We start from the raw sequence: 15,157 nt of genomic DNA, 5'->3' as shown, positions 1-15,157 counted from the left end.
CGAATGAAAAGAACATACCAGCCACATAATACACCTAGAAAGCGAACACACGGGTTTAGAGCCAGAATGGCTACTAAAAATGGTCGTAATATCATTAACCGTCGTCGTGCAAAAGGTCGTAAAAAATTGACAGTATAGGCGGATTCAACACATTAAAACTCCATAAAGAGTTTCAATATGTTTACAACAAAGGAAAAAACCAACACTCTCAGAGTGTTGTCCTCTTTTTCCTTCCTCAACCAGGAGTACGCAAAGTAGGTTTTACTGCTACCAAAAAACTTGGCAATGCAGTAAAACGTAATCGGGCGAAGCGTCGTCTTCGTGCGCTTTTTTGTGAATACTCCCATTCTCTAAAAGACGGTATCTATGTTTTTGTTGCAAAAGCGGCAATCTTTGATGCACCATTTGAAAAACTCACCAGTGATTTCCATAAAGTATTAACCCGTGCGAAAACTTTTACTTAAGCTTTTATGGCTCTATCAGAAATTTTTTACACTTATCGGCTATGGATCATGCCGCTATTATCCTACATGTAGCGAATATGCACGAATAAATTTCGAAAATAATTCAATTTCAAGTGCTTTTTACCACTCTTTTACTAGAATACTACGTTGCAATCAATTTTTTGATGGCGGAATAGAGTATCCACTCCTGGACAAGCTTTCTTTAGACCCCGCTAAACTTGAAATTGGTACTGTAAAATATTGGTTGGTTCCAAATAAAAAAAACCGCTATTACATCATAAAAAATTTTTTATATAAAGGGTAATTTGTGTTAGACAAAATGTCACCAAACCAAAGACTGATAGTCGCCGTACTATTGTCAATAATTTTTTTCGTAGGCTATACTGCGATATTTCCGCCAAAAGAACAAAAGGTAGCAGAAAATGCTAAAACAGAGAATGCTGCATCTTTAACAGATACACAGAACAAAGATGTTGCATCACGCGTAGAAGAGGCTTCGGGACATGCTGTTTCTCAGCAGGAAAAAGTCAACAACGGTACCTCAAATACTATTGTTACAATTACAAACAAAAATTTTATTTTAAAGATTGATACGCTCGGACGTATATCTTCAAAAGAGTTGCTTGAAGAGAAATTCAGAAATGATGACAATCTTCACGCACAGGTTATTCCGGAATTTGGAACAAAACCGCTCTATATCCGTTTCAGTGATGATGCTCTTAATGATGAAGCTACAAAAGTGGCATACAGTGCAAATGTAAGCAGTGTGGAACTGTCTAATAAGCCGGTTACTGTTACGCTGACACAAAAGTTGTCAAATCTTACTGTTACCAAAGTATTGACATTTTATGCAGATGGGCATTATGATGCAAAAATATCTACATCGAAGGATATCAGACATTATGTTTATCTCGGAGACAGACCGCAGGTTTCTAAAAAACTTATGGCAGTTGCCGGAGCACTGATATATACAGATGATGATGTGGTGCATATTATCGAAGACGGTGATGCCGAGGGCAGAAAAGTATTTCAGGGTGTGAAACTTGCCTCTGCGTTTGACCAGTACACTGCGATTATACTCTATGGATTTAAAAAAGAGACCAATGTAATTGTTGAACGCGGAAAAGATGATAATCCTGTTGTCTACTTTGAAGCAGACAAAGATGAAAATATTCATGGATACATAGGGCCTAAAGAGCATAAAGTCCTCAAATCAATTGATCCGATGCTGACAAATGCTATAGAGTATGGCTGGTTTACTTTTGCTGCCAAACCTCTTTTTGCACTGCTTTCATGGCTGCACGGAATTTTTGGCAACTGGGGATGGGCTATTATTGCATTGACGGCTATTATCAGAATTGTACTCTATCCTTTGACATACAAAGGTATGGTTTCTATGCAAAAAATGAAAGAACTGGCACCGAAACTCAAAGAGCTCAAAGAAAAATACAAAAAAGATCCGCAGCGTCTCAATGCGGCTACGATGGAAATGTACAAGAAACACGGTGCCAATCCATTGGGCGGATGTCTTCCTATGATATTGCAGATTCCTGTGTTTTTCGCGCTCTACAGAACACTTTTGAATGCTGTTGAGTTACAGGGTGCGCCATGGATTCTGTGGATTAACGATCTCTCCCGTATGGATCCGTACTATGTGCTGCCGATTTTAATGGGTGCGTCTATGTTTTTACAGCAACGAATGACACCAAACAACTTTACAGACCCTATGCAGGAAAAAGTATTTAAATATCTTCCTGTCATATTTACATTTTTCTTTGTAACTTTTCCTTCGGGACTGGTGCTGTACTGGTTTACAAACAACCTGTTCTCAATTGCACAGCAGTATATTGTAAATCAGCAGTTCAAAAATGCCAAAGATGCAAAAGCGGCAATTGAAAAAAGCAGTGAGAAAAAATAATGATTAAGATTGAGGCAGTAACCCTGGAAGGTGCATTCAAAGATGCCGCTACTGCGCTGGACTGCTCTGTGACGCAGTTGGCTGTTGAAGTTGTACAGGCTCCAAGCAGTGGCTTTTTAGGCTTTTTTAAAAAGAAAGCCATAATTGTTGCGACGATAAAAAATGAGATTTCCAAAGAAGAAAAAGAACCACAAAAGACTTCTCAAAAGGCTCAGGAGATTTTGCCAGATAAAAATGATGATATACAGCAGCATACAATGCTCAACGATACAATTATGCCCGCGTCGTTTGTGAGTGATCAGGATGAAGATGAACTTGAAGAAGATCTGGCGAGTGGGCTTGCATATACGGCAGACTATGATGATGAATATGATGACATAGCAATAGAAGAAGTGAGTGAGACACCAAACATAGAAACAATTGTTACAGAGATTGAAAAAGATATTAACCAACTCTTTGCTCTTATCTGTTTTGATATAGAAAAAATTGAAGTTTCCGCCTATGACAAAGAAACACTTTTGATTGAGTTTAAGGGTGAAGATGCCGCGCTTCTTATAGGGAAAGAGGGTTACAGGTACAAGGCACTCTCTTATATGCTGTTTAATTGGATTAATACAAAATATGGTTTGCAGATACGTCTTGAGATAGCAGAGTTTTTAAAAAACCAGGAAGAATCAGTTGGCAGATACTTAACGAATGTTTATGAAAATATTGACAGAGACGGACGGGCACAGACAAAAATACTTGACGGTGTGCTGGTACAAATTGCACTCAAAGAGTTGCGTGAACGCTATCCGGACAAATACGTAGTCATCCGTTCCACAAAAGACGGTCTGAAATACATAATCATTAATGACTACCACAACAACTAGACCATGAATGAGACTATAGCTGCCATTGCAACAGCCAATGGCATAGGCTCTATCGCTATTATTCGTCTGAGTGGTGAAAAAGCTCTGAGTATAGCAAAACAGCTTACATGTAAAGAAAATTTCACCCCCAGATATGCCACACTCACAAATATTTACAATAACGAAAATGAGCTTATTGATGAAGCGATAGTTATTTACTTTCAGGGACCATACTCTTTTACTGCTGAAGATGTTGTAGAGATTCAGTGTCACGGTGGTTTTATAGTTGCACAGAGTATTCTCAGAGCAGCACTCAAAGCAGGAGCTCGTCTTGCCAATGCCGGTGAATTTTCAAAACGGGCTTTTCTAAACGGAAGAATTGACTTGAGTGAAGCAGAAGCCATAGCACAGCTTATAGAGGCCAAAAGTGAAGACGCGGCAAAAATTCTTGCTTCTCAGATGAAAGGTTCTTTGAAAGAATTTATAGAACAGGTCAGAGATGAGATTATCCATATACTGGCATACAGTGAGGTTACTATAGATTATGCAGAAGAAGATTTGCCTCAGGATTTGGTAGTACAGATAGAGTCAAAACTTAAGCAACTCTATGCACTGCTCGAAAAAACCCTTATAGCTTCAAAGTCAAGAGAGGGATTGATGCAAGGATTTAAGGTGGCTATTATAGGCAAGCCAAATGTCGGAAAAAGTTCACTTTTAAATGCCCTGCTCAATTACAATCGTGCGATAGTCAGTGATATAGCTGGTACAACGCGTGACACAATCGAAGAGCAGGTCAGAATAGGCACACATCTTATACGCATTGTAGATACTGCCGGTATACGTGAATCAAACGATGAAATAGAGCGTATCGGAATACAGCGTAGTCTTGAGGCAATTCATGAAAGTGATATTGTTATAGCTTTGTTTGATGCTTCGCGCGTTGCAGATGCACAGGACAAAGAGATAGTAAAACTTATTGCGTCAAACAAAGAAAAAAAAGAGATACTTGTTGTTAAAAATAAAATAGATCTGGAAGAAAAATTTGACTTGCCGGGTTTGACTTTTGATTTGGCACTGAATTCCAAGAGTGATGTGACGGCTTTGGTCAAAAAACTTGAAGAAATTATGGACAGAAACAATGTAAGTGATGAGATTATGCTTATCTCTGAGCGTCAAATTTCTGCAGTTGAAACGACAATGCAAAATATACAAGAGGCTTTTGAACCGCTCAAAGATCAGGAATTGGAAATATTTTCTTTTCATCTCAATGAAGCTGTAAAAGCAATGGCAGGCATTACCCGTCCGTTTGAAAATGATGAAATGCTTGATAAAATGTTCGGCTCTTTTTGTCTTGGAAAATAGTTTTGAAATATATTGCAATAGATTTGGGGCTCAAACGTATCGGGTTGGCATATTCAGCACATAAAGAGATCGTTACGCCTCTTCCCGCCATTATAAGAAAAAACCGCAACCAGGCTTCTTTAGAAGTGAAAAAAGCCATAAAAGAGTGGGAAGTTGATGCGGTTGTCATAGGCATTCCTCTTGGCGGAAGCAGTGAAGATGAGATGCGCAGACGGATTGAGCATTTTATGAATCTGGTTGATTTTGAGGGAGAAATCTTTTATCAGGATGAAGCCGGCAGCTCACTTGAAGCGGAGCAAATGATGAAAGGTAAAATAAAATATATTCGTGATGGTCGGGTGGACTCTCTTTCAGCAATGATTATTTTACAAAGATTTTTACAACTTAACACAAAGTAAGCCTGAAACAGCAATATTCCTACTGCTTTGCTATGGTATCAATGATATTAAAGCTTCAGTTCACTAAAATATAAGAATGATAAATAAAACTATAACTTTTAAAAATATATCAGAATTAAAAAAAATGAAGCCTTTTGCTTCAGACTCCCAAACACTTATACAGATATTTTGTGCAGATAATAATCTTCAAGAGATAAAAGAGATACAAAACTATTTTACAGCAACTTATCCCCAGGCTACAATTATCGGGACAACAACAGACGGTGCCTTGCACAATACAGATATTTACATTGCATCAAAGCATGTCGCAACCTTTACAAAATTTGAAAAGACAGAGTTGCACTCTACCATTGTAGAACATACCGATTCTACACAAATGAGCTATATCTGCGGTAAAAAATTATTAAGAAAAATTCTTCGCCCCAATACAAAAGCACTCATCAGTTTTGCTGACGGACTCCACACAAACGGGGAAGAGTTTTTAAAAGGCATCAACAGTATTAATCCAGACATCGTGGTTTCAGGCGGGTTGGCCGGTGACAACGGAGAACTCAAAAAAACTTTTGTATTTAACAATACTCATATTACCGAGAATGGAGCAGTCGGTGTTACTTTGAATTCTGATGTATTGAATGTTTTTACCCACTACAGTTTTGACTGGACACCTATAGGCAAGAAGCTTACAATTACAAAAGCGGTAAAAAACAGAGTATATGAGATAGACGGTATAAGTGCCGTAGATATGTATGCAAAATATATGGGCAAAGAACTGGCTCAAAACCTTCCTCAAATCGGTATAGAATTTCCACTTATATTTGAAAAAGACGGGGTGAACATAGGCAGGGCAGTACTCTTTAAACATGAAGACGGTTCATTAACCTTTGCCGGCAATCTGCAAGAGGGTGAGAAGGTCCGTTTTGGTGTAGGCAATGTTGACAATCTGCTAAAAAGCGGTGAATATCAGCTGGATAAAATATTTGACAGACTTCAATTCCAGCCCGAAGCTGTATTTATTTACTCCTGTATGGCAAGAAGACGTTTTATGGAAAAATATATAGAGTATGAATTAGAAGGGCTCTCTACGCTTGGTGGCATAAGTGGTTTTTTTACCTATGGAGAATTTTTTTCTAATCAAAAAAGTGATTTGCTTAATGAATCCATTACGCTGCTTGGTCTCAGCGAAAGCAATAAAACACTTGAGAGTGTCCACAGAAAAAGTGTTATACACAAAAAAGATTTTGCAGTGAGTACAGAATATGCCCTTGCAAACCTGGCAAACAGCGTATCACAGGAGTTGGCTGAGTTAAATGCCGAACTTGAAAAAAGAGTGCAAAGAAGTGCGGAGTTTATCTACAAACAGGCATATTTTGACAAATTGACAGAGATGCCAAACAGATTGAGTCTGCTTCACAGGATAGATGAGTGTGTGGGTGAAACAGTTTTTTTGGTAAATATTGATGATTTTACTACTATAAATGATTTTTACGGGCATGCTGTAGGCGACGCTGTATTGGTAAAAATGTCGCAGTATTTACATGAATTTACCCAAAATGCAGGAATGGAGTTGTTTAAGTTGCCTTCGGATGAATTTGCGATTATTTCAAATCAGGAGCAAACCTACAGCGTTATAGAAAATACAATTCAACAGCTTATAAGCACTATAGAAAAAAAAGAGTTTTTGGTAAAAGATCAGGTTATTCATGTCTCGGTGACTGTTTCTGCAGCATATATCAATGAGAAAAAAACGGGTCTTGCCAATGCCGATATGGTGCTCAAAGCTGCAAAAAAAGCACATAAACCCTATCTGATTTTCAATAAATCTTTAGAACTTGCAAAAAAATATGAGTCAAATCTGCAAATGGCAAATGAGATTAAAAGAGCGATAGAGAATGATGACATTATTCCGTACTATCAGCCTATTTTTAATATAGCAACAGGAAAAATTGAAAAATATGAAGCACTTGTGCGTCTGAGAAAAGCTGACGGAAAAATTCTTTCTCCCTATTTTTTCCTTGAAATCAGTGAAAAAATACGACTCTATCCTCGAATAACCGAAATTATGATAGAAAAAACATTTTCTTTTTTTGCCGGCAACGGTTTGGACTTTAGCATCAACCTCTCTTTCAGTGACATATTCAGCGAAAAAATGCGAAATTTTCTTTTTGAAAAAATCAAAGAGTATGATATAGCAAAGCAGTTAACAATAGAAATTCTGGAAACACAGGAGTATACGAACGAAAATATCGTAAACGATTTTACAAAAGAAGTCTATGCATCAGGCGCATCCATTGCCATTGATGATTTTGGAAGCGGATTTGCCAATTTTCAATACATGACAAATATTTCATGTGATTATATGAAAATAGACGGTTCACTGATTAAAAATATCCATCAGGATCAAAATTCGCGATTGATTGTCGAAACAATTGTTGTATTTGCAAAAAAACTTGGGAAAAAAGTCATAGCAGAGTTTGTGCACTCTGCCGAGGTGTTGGATGTTGTCAGAGAAATCGGTATAGAGTATGCGCAGGGGTACTACCTTGGTGAACCACAGGAAAAGCTTATTGAGCCATTATGAAAAGATTATTGCTTGGATGGGCTATTTCGCTGAAACGTTCTTTTAGTTCTCTGTCAAAAGTCAAAATAAAGACATTTGTATTTCTTAATCCGGCATCTTGAAAATTCTGCAGTAAAACATCATCTGCCACATTTTTTCCATGATCACACTTTATAAAATTAAATGAGTTGAGTGTTTTGCCGTAATCGTATAAATTTGCCTCCCACTCTGCTCTTTTAAGATAGAGGGAATCAGGGTTTGCTGCTAAAAAAACATTGGTATCAGAAATTTTGTAAGGCTCGATAATATCATTGAAAATCGAGGCAATACTTGAAAAGTTTTCTATATCCCAAAAAAGATAACTTTGTTCGGCCTGTGATTTTTGTTTTTTGTTGATAAGTTTGAGCCTTTTTGTAATATTGAAACTTGAATGTGCCGTATCGTTGATAATTTGAATACGCTTTTTTAACTGTTGGGCGTCATTTGTGAAAAAACCCAGAATTTCCCCCAGGTGTATATAAAAATCCAGGTTCAGCAGCTCTTTTTCTGCGCCGCCTTTTTGATACTTTTTTAGTTTTGCCAGCTTTGCATCACAAAACAGAAGGTTTATACTCATCTTTTCATGATTTGCATAGGCCTGCTTTGTTTTAAAAAAAATATCTTTTGCTTCAGGAGTATCGGGGAACTCTATCGATCCTCTGTATTTATACTCTATAGTAATCTTTTGTTTGTTTAAAGACATTTGAAATACTCAGCTGCTTCTTTTTCATCGTCAGTAAGTTTTTCTGTTGTGTATAAAGGATCTTCGCGCATTAATTTTTTAATCTCATTTTGACAGTAGGAAAAAAGCACTTCTTTTGCATGTGTGTCATCATCCAAAAAACCCAGTCCGCTAAATTTATACGGATCTTCCTGCTCTATACACAGCAGTGTTCCCTCACACTCTTTTTCAAGGACATCAACAAGCGTTCTGTAGTTTATGTCAAATTCTGTTGCATTCCAGCCTATCTCTTCAAGTGCTTCATCAGCAAACTTGTCAACACCGTCGCCTGTGGTATCATCATAAGAGGCACGGGGTGTATTAACTCTAATCAACTCCTGCCAATTGGAAAATGCCTTAATAAGAACTTTGTTTTTATTTTCTATAATTTGATAATTTCTTCCAAATATCTCTGCAAGTGTTGGTGCTTGTGCTTTGACAAGGGCGTTTGCAGGCTGTGGTGTGTATTTTCCTTGATAAATAAGAATCTCTTTTTCGTCAAAAGGCGCATATTTGATTGCTCCTCTTATATTGATGCCATACTCTTTAGCAGAATTTATTGCTTGTAGGAGTTCCGTTTTGTCAACTGTAATAATCTCATTAAAAAGGTTGAATTTTTTCATTTTTTCTCCAAATTTTTTCATATTATACAGAGTATGAGATTAACTCAGATAATTTAACAGAAGTTATAAGTTTAGTATAATAAAAGTTTTACTATTTATAGAGTATAATGCGACAAATTTTTCAAGGGATAACCCCATGAAGCTCAAGGAAATGTAATGGCATTAAATGTTTACTATGATAAAGATTGTGATATTAATATAATCAGAAGCAAAAAAGTTGCAATGATAGGATTTGGTTCTCAGGGACACGCACACGCTGAAAACCTAAGAGACAGCGGTGTAGATGTTGTTGTTGGTCTTCGTAAAGGCGGCGCTAGCTGGGCAAAAGCCGAAGCAAAAGGATTTGAGGTCTTAACAGTTGCTGAAGCTACTGCAAAAGCAGATGTTGTTATGATCCTTCTTCCGGATGAAGATCAGGCAAGAATTTACAAAGAAGAGATCGAGCCAAACCTCAAAGCGGGCGATACGATTGCTTTTGGTCATGGTTTTAACATTCACTATAAGAGTATTATTCCTGCACGAGATATCAATGTTACGATGATTGCACCAAAAGCTCCGGGACATACTGTACGTTCAGAATTTGTACGTGGCGGTGGTATTCCGGATCTTATTGCTATTGAGAATGATCCTTCAGGGACTACAAAAGAGTTGGCACTCTCTTATGCATCTGCAATCGGTGGCGGGCGTACTGCTATCATCGAGACAACTTTCAAAGACGAAACAGAAACTGACCTTTTCGGAGAGCAGGCTGTTCTTTGCGGTGGTGTGACTTCTTTGGTGCAAGCCGGTTTTGAAACATTGACAGAAGCCGGATATGCTCCTGAAATGGCTTACTTTGAGTGTCTTCATGAACTCAAACTCATCGTTGACTTGATGTTTGAGGGTGGCATTGCCGATATGAGATACTCTATCTCTAACACTGCTGAGTATGGTGACTATGTTTCTGGTAAGCGTGTTATCAATAAAGAGTCAAAAGAAGCAATGAAAGAGATTCTTAAAGAGATTCAAGACGGTAGATTTGCAAAAGACTTTATACTTGAAGGTCAGGCAGGATACCCTCGTATGAATGCCGAAAGAAGTAATGCCCGTGCTTCATTGATCGAGCAGACTGGTGTGAAACTACGCGAAATGATGCCGTGGATATCAGCCAACAAAATAGTAGACCAAGATAAAAACTAATCTTTTTGCTTACTGCACTTCATCTTTGAATGATTTGTGCAGTCAGCTACTTCAGTAGACTCTTTTACAAAAACATTCAAATCTAAAGCACATTAAACAAAAATCTTTAGTTTTTATGAGAGTTTTTTAAGACTCTATTCAGTGAAAACTTTTAAATCTTCTCTTTGGGTGAAGTTCTAATTATTTACAGCTGTTTTCGTCATTTTTCCAAATATTTATAAACTTCTCTTTAAAAAGATATCCCTGTATATAGTCAACACCCATCTCCTGTGCTATTTTTAAATCGTTGTTGTTTTCAATACCTTCCAAAATCGTTTTTTTGGATGAAATTTTTGCATAGTTGACAACACCTTTCATCACTTCTATATATGCGGGATGCTGTTTGATTCTCTTTAAAACGTCTATATCCAGTTTAATAACATCCGCTCTGCATAACAGAGAGGTAAAATATATACTGTTTGGTTTGGCAAAGTCATCATAGGCATAGGATATTTCATATTCATTCATCCAGTCCATAAAATTTTCAACATCCTGAGCATTTTCTTCGTCAGAATTTTCAATAATTTCCACAACAATATTGTTGGTATTTTGAAAAAAATCAATCCAAAATGCAACATGATGATCACTGATTGCAACATCAGGGTCCAGATTTAAAAACAGTTTTTTCCCAAGAGGTTGATGGTGCAACTGAAATTTTTTCAAAACTGTTTCAACATAAAAAAAAAGTTCAATATTTTGATGAATACTCTTAAAAAATTCACAGGGAGATATAATAGTATTTCCGTATTTAAATCGGCTTAATGCCTCATAAGCAAATATTTCCATATTTTTTAGCTCTATTATCGGCTCATAACAGACACCATACCTTTCATTTGCTATAATAGAACCTATATATTCTTTTATCTTCATGTTATACAAGAGACTTTGTGAGTGTATAAATTTTATTTTTTGAAAGATATGGATATCTCATGGAAAGTATTTTAACAATAGGACAAATGAGTTTAACACTTTTGTCATAAGCAGATTGATGCAGCAGGGCCTGTATTTTTGATTTTAGTATTGTATCTGACATAAGAAACCTTTTTAATGATAATAAGTATCAATTTTTGAAATTGTAGCATGCTTTTTCTTAAATATATATTAATATTGATAGTTGTTATCAATATAGAGTTTTGTTTTCTATGATATAATTTGAAAAAAGGAGATACATTTGGCAAAACGTATTTTTGTGACAGCCACCAATACCGATATAGGCAAAACATACACTACAAAACTATTATTGGAGTCATTTGCTTCACGCGGTTTGCGTGTTGGTGTGATGAAGCCGATAGAAACGGGTGTTGTTGATGGCTTTTACCCTGATGGCAGTGAATTGTTAAAAACAGTGCAGGAATTGAATCCTGAATTTTTGGGTTTACATGTAGAAGATATAGTGCCTGTATCTTATGAGCTTCCGGCTGCTCCTTTTGTCGCATCAGGCGGTACGGCACTTGATATGAGCAGATTACATGTAACTGTACAAAAACTTGAAAAACTGTGTGATGTATTAATAATTGAGGGGGCGGGCGGACTGTATGTGCCTGTGGATGAAAAATATATGATTATTGACCTGATAGCAGAGTTTGAAGCACCCGCACTCCTGGTAACACACTGCTCTTTGGGCTGCATAAATGATACCCTGCTGAGTAAAAAAGCTTTGGAAGATAAAAATATTGCGCATGTCGTTGGATTTAACTGCAGGGATCAAGAGGCCGGTTTTGATAAAATCAGTCGGCCTTATTTTGACAAAAGCGGATTTGGTGTGTTGAAAATTCAAGAGGATATTGACACTATAAGCCAACTCTTGTATAATTTGTAAATTATATGATTTAGGATAAAAATGCAGCATTTAATACGCACTGATGATTTTACAAAAGAAGAGATACAAGAGTTGTTGGCAGATGCAAAAAAATTCAGTGACGGCCGTTTTGAAAGAATTTTAGAAGATAAAATTATTATTACACTTTTTTTTGAAAATTCGACACGAACAAAAAGTTCGTTTGAAATAGCCGCAAAAAGACTCGGTGCTGAAATAGTGCATCTTGATGTTGCAAAAAGTTCTACAAAAAAAGGGGAGACACTTGTAGATACTGCAATGAATCTTGATGCTATGGGACCGCATGCCATCATAGTCCGTCATGAAAATGCGGGTGTGCCCCAGATCCTTTCAAAGCATACCAAGGCAAGCATTGTCAATGCCGGTGACGGCGCCCATGCACATCCTTCTCAGGCGTTTTTGGATTTGTATACACTGATGGAGCATTTTGGTTCACTTGAAGGAAAAAAAATCGCGATTGTCGGAGATATTAAAAACTCCCGCGTAGCCAATTCAAACATAGAACTCCTAACACGTTTTGGAATGGAGGTGATTTTGGTGGCACCGCCGCATTTTTTACCAAAAACACAGTTGAGAACGACACATTATCTGCAGGAAATTATTGATGAGGTTGATGCTGTTATGAGTCTGCGTACACAGACAGAGAGACACTCCTCGCAAAGTTATGCCTCACTCAAAGATTATGCAAGTGATTTTTGTATTACAGAAGAGTTGGTCGGTGACAGAGATATTATACTCCTGCACCCTGGGCCGGTTCATCGAAATATCGATATCAGTGATGCAATGCTTGAAGACAAGCGTTGCAAGGTCTTGGAGCAGGTGAGTAACGGGGTTAATATACGAATGGCTATACTCAAAAAACTGATTGCATGAGTTTTGAGAAAATAAATGTTTTGGCAAAACAGAAAAAGCCGTTTTTGTTTATAAGCGACTTCAAAGGGGAAAATGTTGAGGTAGTTCTTCTTGAAGATCTGGAAAAAGAAGATATAGAATTTTGTATTAACGAAAAGTACAGTTTCAAAAAACATTTGCATACCCTTGAAGCTGATCCCATAAAGTTTTCAGAGTATAAAAAAAAATTTGATGCTGTTATTGAAAAGATTAAATCAGGCGAGACCTATATCCTCAACCTAACCCAACAGACACCTGTAAAAACAGATCTTACTTTAAAAGAGATGTTCAAGATGGCAAATGCGCATTATAAACTGCGTTATAAAGATGAATTTCTCTGCTTTTCTCCTGAAAAATTTATACAGATTGTCGACAATACGATTCATACCTTTCCGATGAAAGGCACTATTGACGCTGCCAAAGTCAATGCCGAGAAAAAAATATTAGCCGATGAAAAAGAGATGGCTGAGCATATTATGATAGTGGATTTACTCAGAAATGATCTTTCCATGGTCGCTTCTGATGTTAGAGTAGAGAGATTTCGTTATATACAGACCATAGAAGCCGGGGAGAAGAAACTTTTACAGATAAGCTCCCATATAAGCGGTTCTTTACATGTAAACTGGCAGGAAGAACTCGGTACAATATTACAAACACTTCTTCCGGCAGGGAGTATCAGCGGTGCACCCAAAAAAAGTACCGTCAATATTATTGAAGATATTGAAGGGTATGCCCGCGGATTTTTCAGTGGAGTTTTTGGTGTGTTTGACGGGAACAGCCTGGACAGCGGTGTGATGATACGTTTTATACAAAAGAGTGCCGAGGGGTATCTTTATAAAAGCGGTGGTGGAATTACTTTGGACAGCGATGTGCAAAGTGAGTATAAAGAACTACAGGATAAGATATATTTACCATGAAAAACAAACTGTTAGACAACTTTTTTACCAGTGGCTGGGATTTTAAAGAAGATGAAAGTGAATTGAAAAATAAATTTCAAATGGTGAATATTGTTTTTTTACTCTCCTTTGCCGGATTGATTTTTGGAATCAGTGCAAATATTCTCAGAGCAACACCGACACTTATTCCTGTAGAAACTGTTTTATTGTTGAGTGCTGTTGCACTCATGTTGGCTTTACGTATCAATAAAAAGTATTTTAAAGTCATATCTTTTATGATGACTCTGCAGTACAGTATACTGTTTTTACTCCTGGTCTATATGAGCAAGCCTGAAGAATTAAAACATATATGGATTTTTACCTATCCTATTGTTCTGCTCTATTTTGGAAATGACAGACATGTGTTTTTTTGGGTTACGGCAATGGTGTTTTTCTTGCTCATTGCACCACTACAGCCTTTTGTACATGTATCATATTCTCTGTTTCAGGTGACGTATATCTCTTTTGTGCTTATTCTTGTAAGTATCATTATCTATTTTTATCAAAAGCGTATGAATGAAGCGGCAAGTTTAATCATTGAGCAGAAAAATATGCTGAAAAAGCAGCTGGATGAACTGACGAAAAAAGATAAAATATTGTCTGTGCAGTCCAAGCAGGCGGTTATGGGCGAGATGATAAGCATGATAGCCCACCAATGGCGTCAGCCACTCTCAACTGTTACTCTCAATATATCAAATTTACAGGTAAAACGTCTGTTGAGAAAAGAGATCAGAGAAAAAGAGTATGAAACCACTTTTGAAGATATCAACAATACTATTGCTTATCTCTCGGCCACGATTGATGATTTTCAGACCTATTTTCATCCAAAAAAAGAGATCAGTACCATAGAGATAAACGAGTTGATACAAAAAGCGATTAATTTTACTAAACCGAGACTCAAAGAAACATATATAAAAATTGTATATATGCAAAAAAACAGTGCAGTTATCAATACATATACCAATGAACTTATTCAGGTACTGCTGAATATTTTAAATAACGCCGTTGATGAACTTATTGCAAGAGAGATCAAAGATCCGAAAATAATTATTCGTGTTCAAAACCTGGGAGATGCTTTGCAGTTAGAAATTGAAGATAATGCGGGAGGGATAAAAAAGGAGCATATTGATGCTATTTTTGAACCTTATTTCAGCACAAAAGGCAAGAATGGTACAGGACTTGGCCTTTACATGTCACAAATGATAATGCAAAAACAGTTTCATACAACAATTGAGGTGAAGAGTGAAAAAAACAGTACTGTATTTCATTTCACCCCAATCCTAAAAAAACAGGAATTTAAAAGAAGAACAATAATTGCTTAAACTCTAAAAAACTAAAGTGAT

Annotated in this window: 17 protein-coding genes; 13 read left to right on the top strand and 4 right to left on the bottom strand. The window is 36.9% G+C overall.

The genetic code is table 11. The features are described from left to right. The first annotated feature begins 3 nt into the window (after positions 1 to 3). The 8 genes from rpmH (at position 4) to FJR45_RS09540 (ending at position 7,571) form a co-directional block, all read left to right on the top strand. Complete coding sequence (gene rpmH / locus FJR45_RS09575; RefSeq protein WP_013327469.1) at positions 4 to 138, top strand: 50S ribosomal protein L34; 135 nt, start codon at positions 4 to 6, stop codon at positions 136 to 138. Continuing rightward, a complete protein-coding gene (rnpA, locus tag FJR45_RS09570) occupies positions 126 to 464 on the top strand; it encodes a ribonuclease P protein component (RefSeq protein ID WP_347402240.1) in 339 nt (112 codons plus the stop codon). The genes rpmH and rnpA overlap by 13 nt, the downstream gene beginning before the upstream one ends. Then, the gene (gene yidD / locus FJR45_RS09565) at positions 445 to 768 is read left to right on the top strand and encodes a membrane protein insertion efficiency factor YidD (protein ID WP_193150329.1); all 324 of its coding nucleotides are present in this window, start codon (positions 445 to 447) and stop codon (positions 766 to 768) included. The genes rnpA and yidD overlap by 20 nt, the downstream gene beginning before the upstream one ends. Positions 769 to 771: 3 nt before the next feature. Further along, positions 772 to 2,382: a membrane protein insertase YidC gene (gene yidC / locus FJR45_RS09560; protein WP_193150328.1), complete on the top strand. Its 1,611-nt coding sequence runs from the start codon at positions 772 to 774 to the stop codon at positions 2,380 to 2,382. Then, complete coding sequence (locus tag FJR45_RS09555; protein WP_193150327.1) at positions 2,382 to 3,254, top strand: Jag N-terminal domain-containing protein; 873 nt, start codon at positions 2,382 to 2,384, stop codon at positions 3,252 to 3,254. The genes yidC and FJR45_RS09555 overlap by 1 nt, the downstream gene beginning before the upstream one ends. A gap of 3 nt (positions 3,255 to 3,257) precedes the next feature. Next, entirely contained in the window at positions 3,258 to 4,595 is a 1,338-nt protein-coding gene (mnmE, locus tag FJR45_RS09550) for a tRNA uridine-5-carboxymethylaminomethyl(34) synthesis GTPase MnmE (RefSeq protein ID WP_193150326.1), read from the top strand. A gap of 2 nt (positions 4,596 to 4,597) precedes the next feature. After that, the gene (gene ruvX, locus FJR45_RS09545) at positions 4,598 to 4,993 is read left to right on the top strand and encodes a Holliday junction resolvase RuvX (protein ID WP_193150325.1); all 396 of its coding nucleotides are present in this window, start codon (positions 4,598 to 4,600) and stop codon (positions 4,991 to 4,993) included. Positions 4,994 to 5,069: 76 nt separating this feature from the next. Continuing rightward, the gene (locus tag FJR45_RS09540; protein ID WP_193150324.1) at positions 5,070 to 7,571 is read left to right on the top strand and encodes a bifunctional diguanylate cyclase/phosphodiesterase; all 2,502 of its coding nucleotides are present in this window, start codon (positions 5,070 to 5,072) and stop codon (positions 7,569 to 7,571) included. Here the strand turns inward: FJR45_RS09540 and FJR45_RS09535 are convergent. Both FJR45_RS09535 and FJR45_RS09530 read right to left on the bottom strand, forming a co-directional pair. Next, on the bottom strand, positions 7,555 to 8,292 hold the full coding sequence (locus FJR45_RS09535; RefSeq protein WP_193150323.1) for a hypothetical protein: 738 nt from the start codon (positions 8,290 to 8,292) through the stop codon (positions 7,555 to 7,557). The two genes, FJR45_RS09540 and FJR45_RS09535, sit on opposite strands and share 17 nt — an antisense overlap. After that, positions 8,283 to 8,933 carry a hypothetical protein gene (locus tag FJR45_RS09530; protein WP_193150322.1) on the bottom strand — a complete coding sequence of 217 codons (651 nt, stop codon included), beginning with the start codon at positions 8,931 to 8,933 and terminating at the stop codon, positions 8,283 to 8,285. Before FJR45_RS09530 ends, FJR45_RS09535 begins: the two co-directional genes overlap by 10 nt. 156 nt (positions 8,934 to 9,089) lie before the next feature. Between FJR45_RS09530 and ilvC the strand changes: the two genes are divergently transcribed. Continuing rightward, positions 9,090 to 10,112, top strand: a complete 1,023-nt coding sequence (ilvC, locus tag FJR45_RS09525; protein ID WP_193150321.1) for a ketol-acid reductoisomerase — start codon at positions 9,090 to 9,092, stop codon at positions 10,110 to 10,112. A gap of 180 nt (positions 10,113 to 10,292) precedes the next feature. Here the strand turns inward: ilvC and FJR45_RS09520 are convergent, their stop codons facing one another. Both FJR45_RS09520 and FJR45_RS09515 read right to left on the bottom strand, forming a co-directional pair. Continuing rightward, entirely contained in the window at positions 10,293 to 11,021 is a 729-nt protein-coding gene (locus FJR45_RS09520) for an EAL domain-containing protein (RefSeq protein WP_193150320.1), read from the bottom strand. Position 11,022: 1 nt separating this feature from the next. Beyond that, a complete protein-coding gene (locus FJR45_RS09515) occupies positions 11,023 to 11,184 on the bottom strand; it encodes a hypothetical protein (RefSeq protein WP_193150319.1) in 162 nt (53 codons plus the stop codon). 138 nt (positions 11,185 to 11,322) lie between these two features. Here FJR45_RS09515 and bioD point away from each other — a divergent pair, with 138 nt between their 5' ends. Genes bioD through FJR45_RS09495 form a run of 4 tightly spaced genes read left to right on the top strand, consistent with a single transcriptional unit; the run spans position 11,323 to position 15,136 of the window. Further along, positions 11,323 to 11,970: a dethiobiotin synthase gene (gene bioD, locus FJR45_RS09510; protein WP_193150318.1), complete on the top strand. Its 648-nt coding sequence runs from the start codon at positions 11,323 to 11,325 to the stop codon at positions 11,968 to 11,970. A 21-nt stretch (positions 11,971 to 11,991) separates the two neighbouring features. Beyond that, the gene (locus FJR45_RS09505; protein ID WP_193150317.1) at positions 11,992 to 12,861 is read left to right on the top strand and encodes an aspartate carbamoyltransferase catalytic subunit; all 870 of its coding nucleotides are present in this window, start codon (positions 11,992 to 11,994) and stop codon (positions 12,859 to 12,861) included. Beyond that, the gene (locus FJR45_RS09500) at positions 12,858 to 13,796 is read left to right on the top strand and encodes an aminodeoxychorismate synthase component I (RefSeq protein WP_193150316.1); all 939 of its coding nucleotides are present in this window, start codon (positions 12,858 to 12,860) and stop codon (positions 13,794 to 13,796) included. Before FJR45_RS09505 ends, FJR45_RS09500 begins: the two co-directional genes overlap by 4 nt. After that, positions 13,793 to 15,136, top strand: coding sequence for a sensor histidine kinase (locus FJR45_RS09495; protein WP_226966420.1), 1,344 nt, complete (start codon positions 13,793 to 13,795; stop codon positions 15,134 to 15,136). The genes FJR45_RS09500 and FJR45_RS09495 overlap by 4 nt, the downstream gene beginning before the upstream one ends. The last annotated feature ends 21 nt before the right edge of the window (positions 15,137 to 15,157 follow it).

Source organism: Sulfurimonas sediminis (assembly GCF_014905115.1).
GTDB lineage: Bacteria > Campylobacterota > Campylobacteria > Campylobacterales > Sulfurimonadaceae > Sulfurimonas > Sulfurimonas sediminis.
The sequence above is the reverse complement of the archived record's forward strand: the minus strand, read 5'-3'. Positions and strand labels throughout refer to the sequence as shown.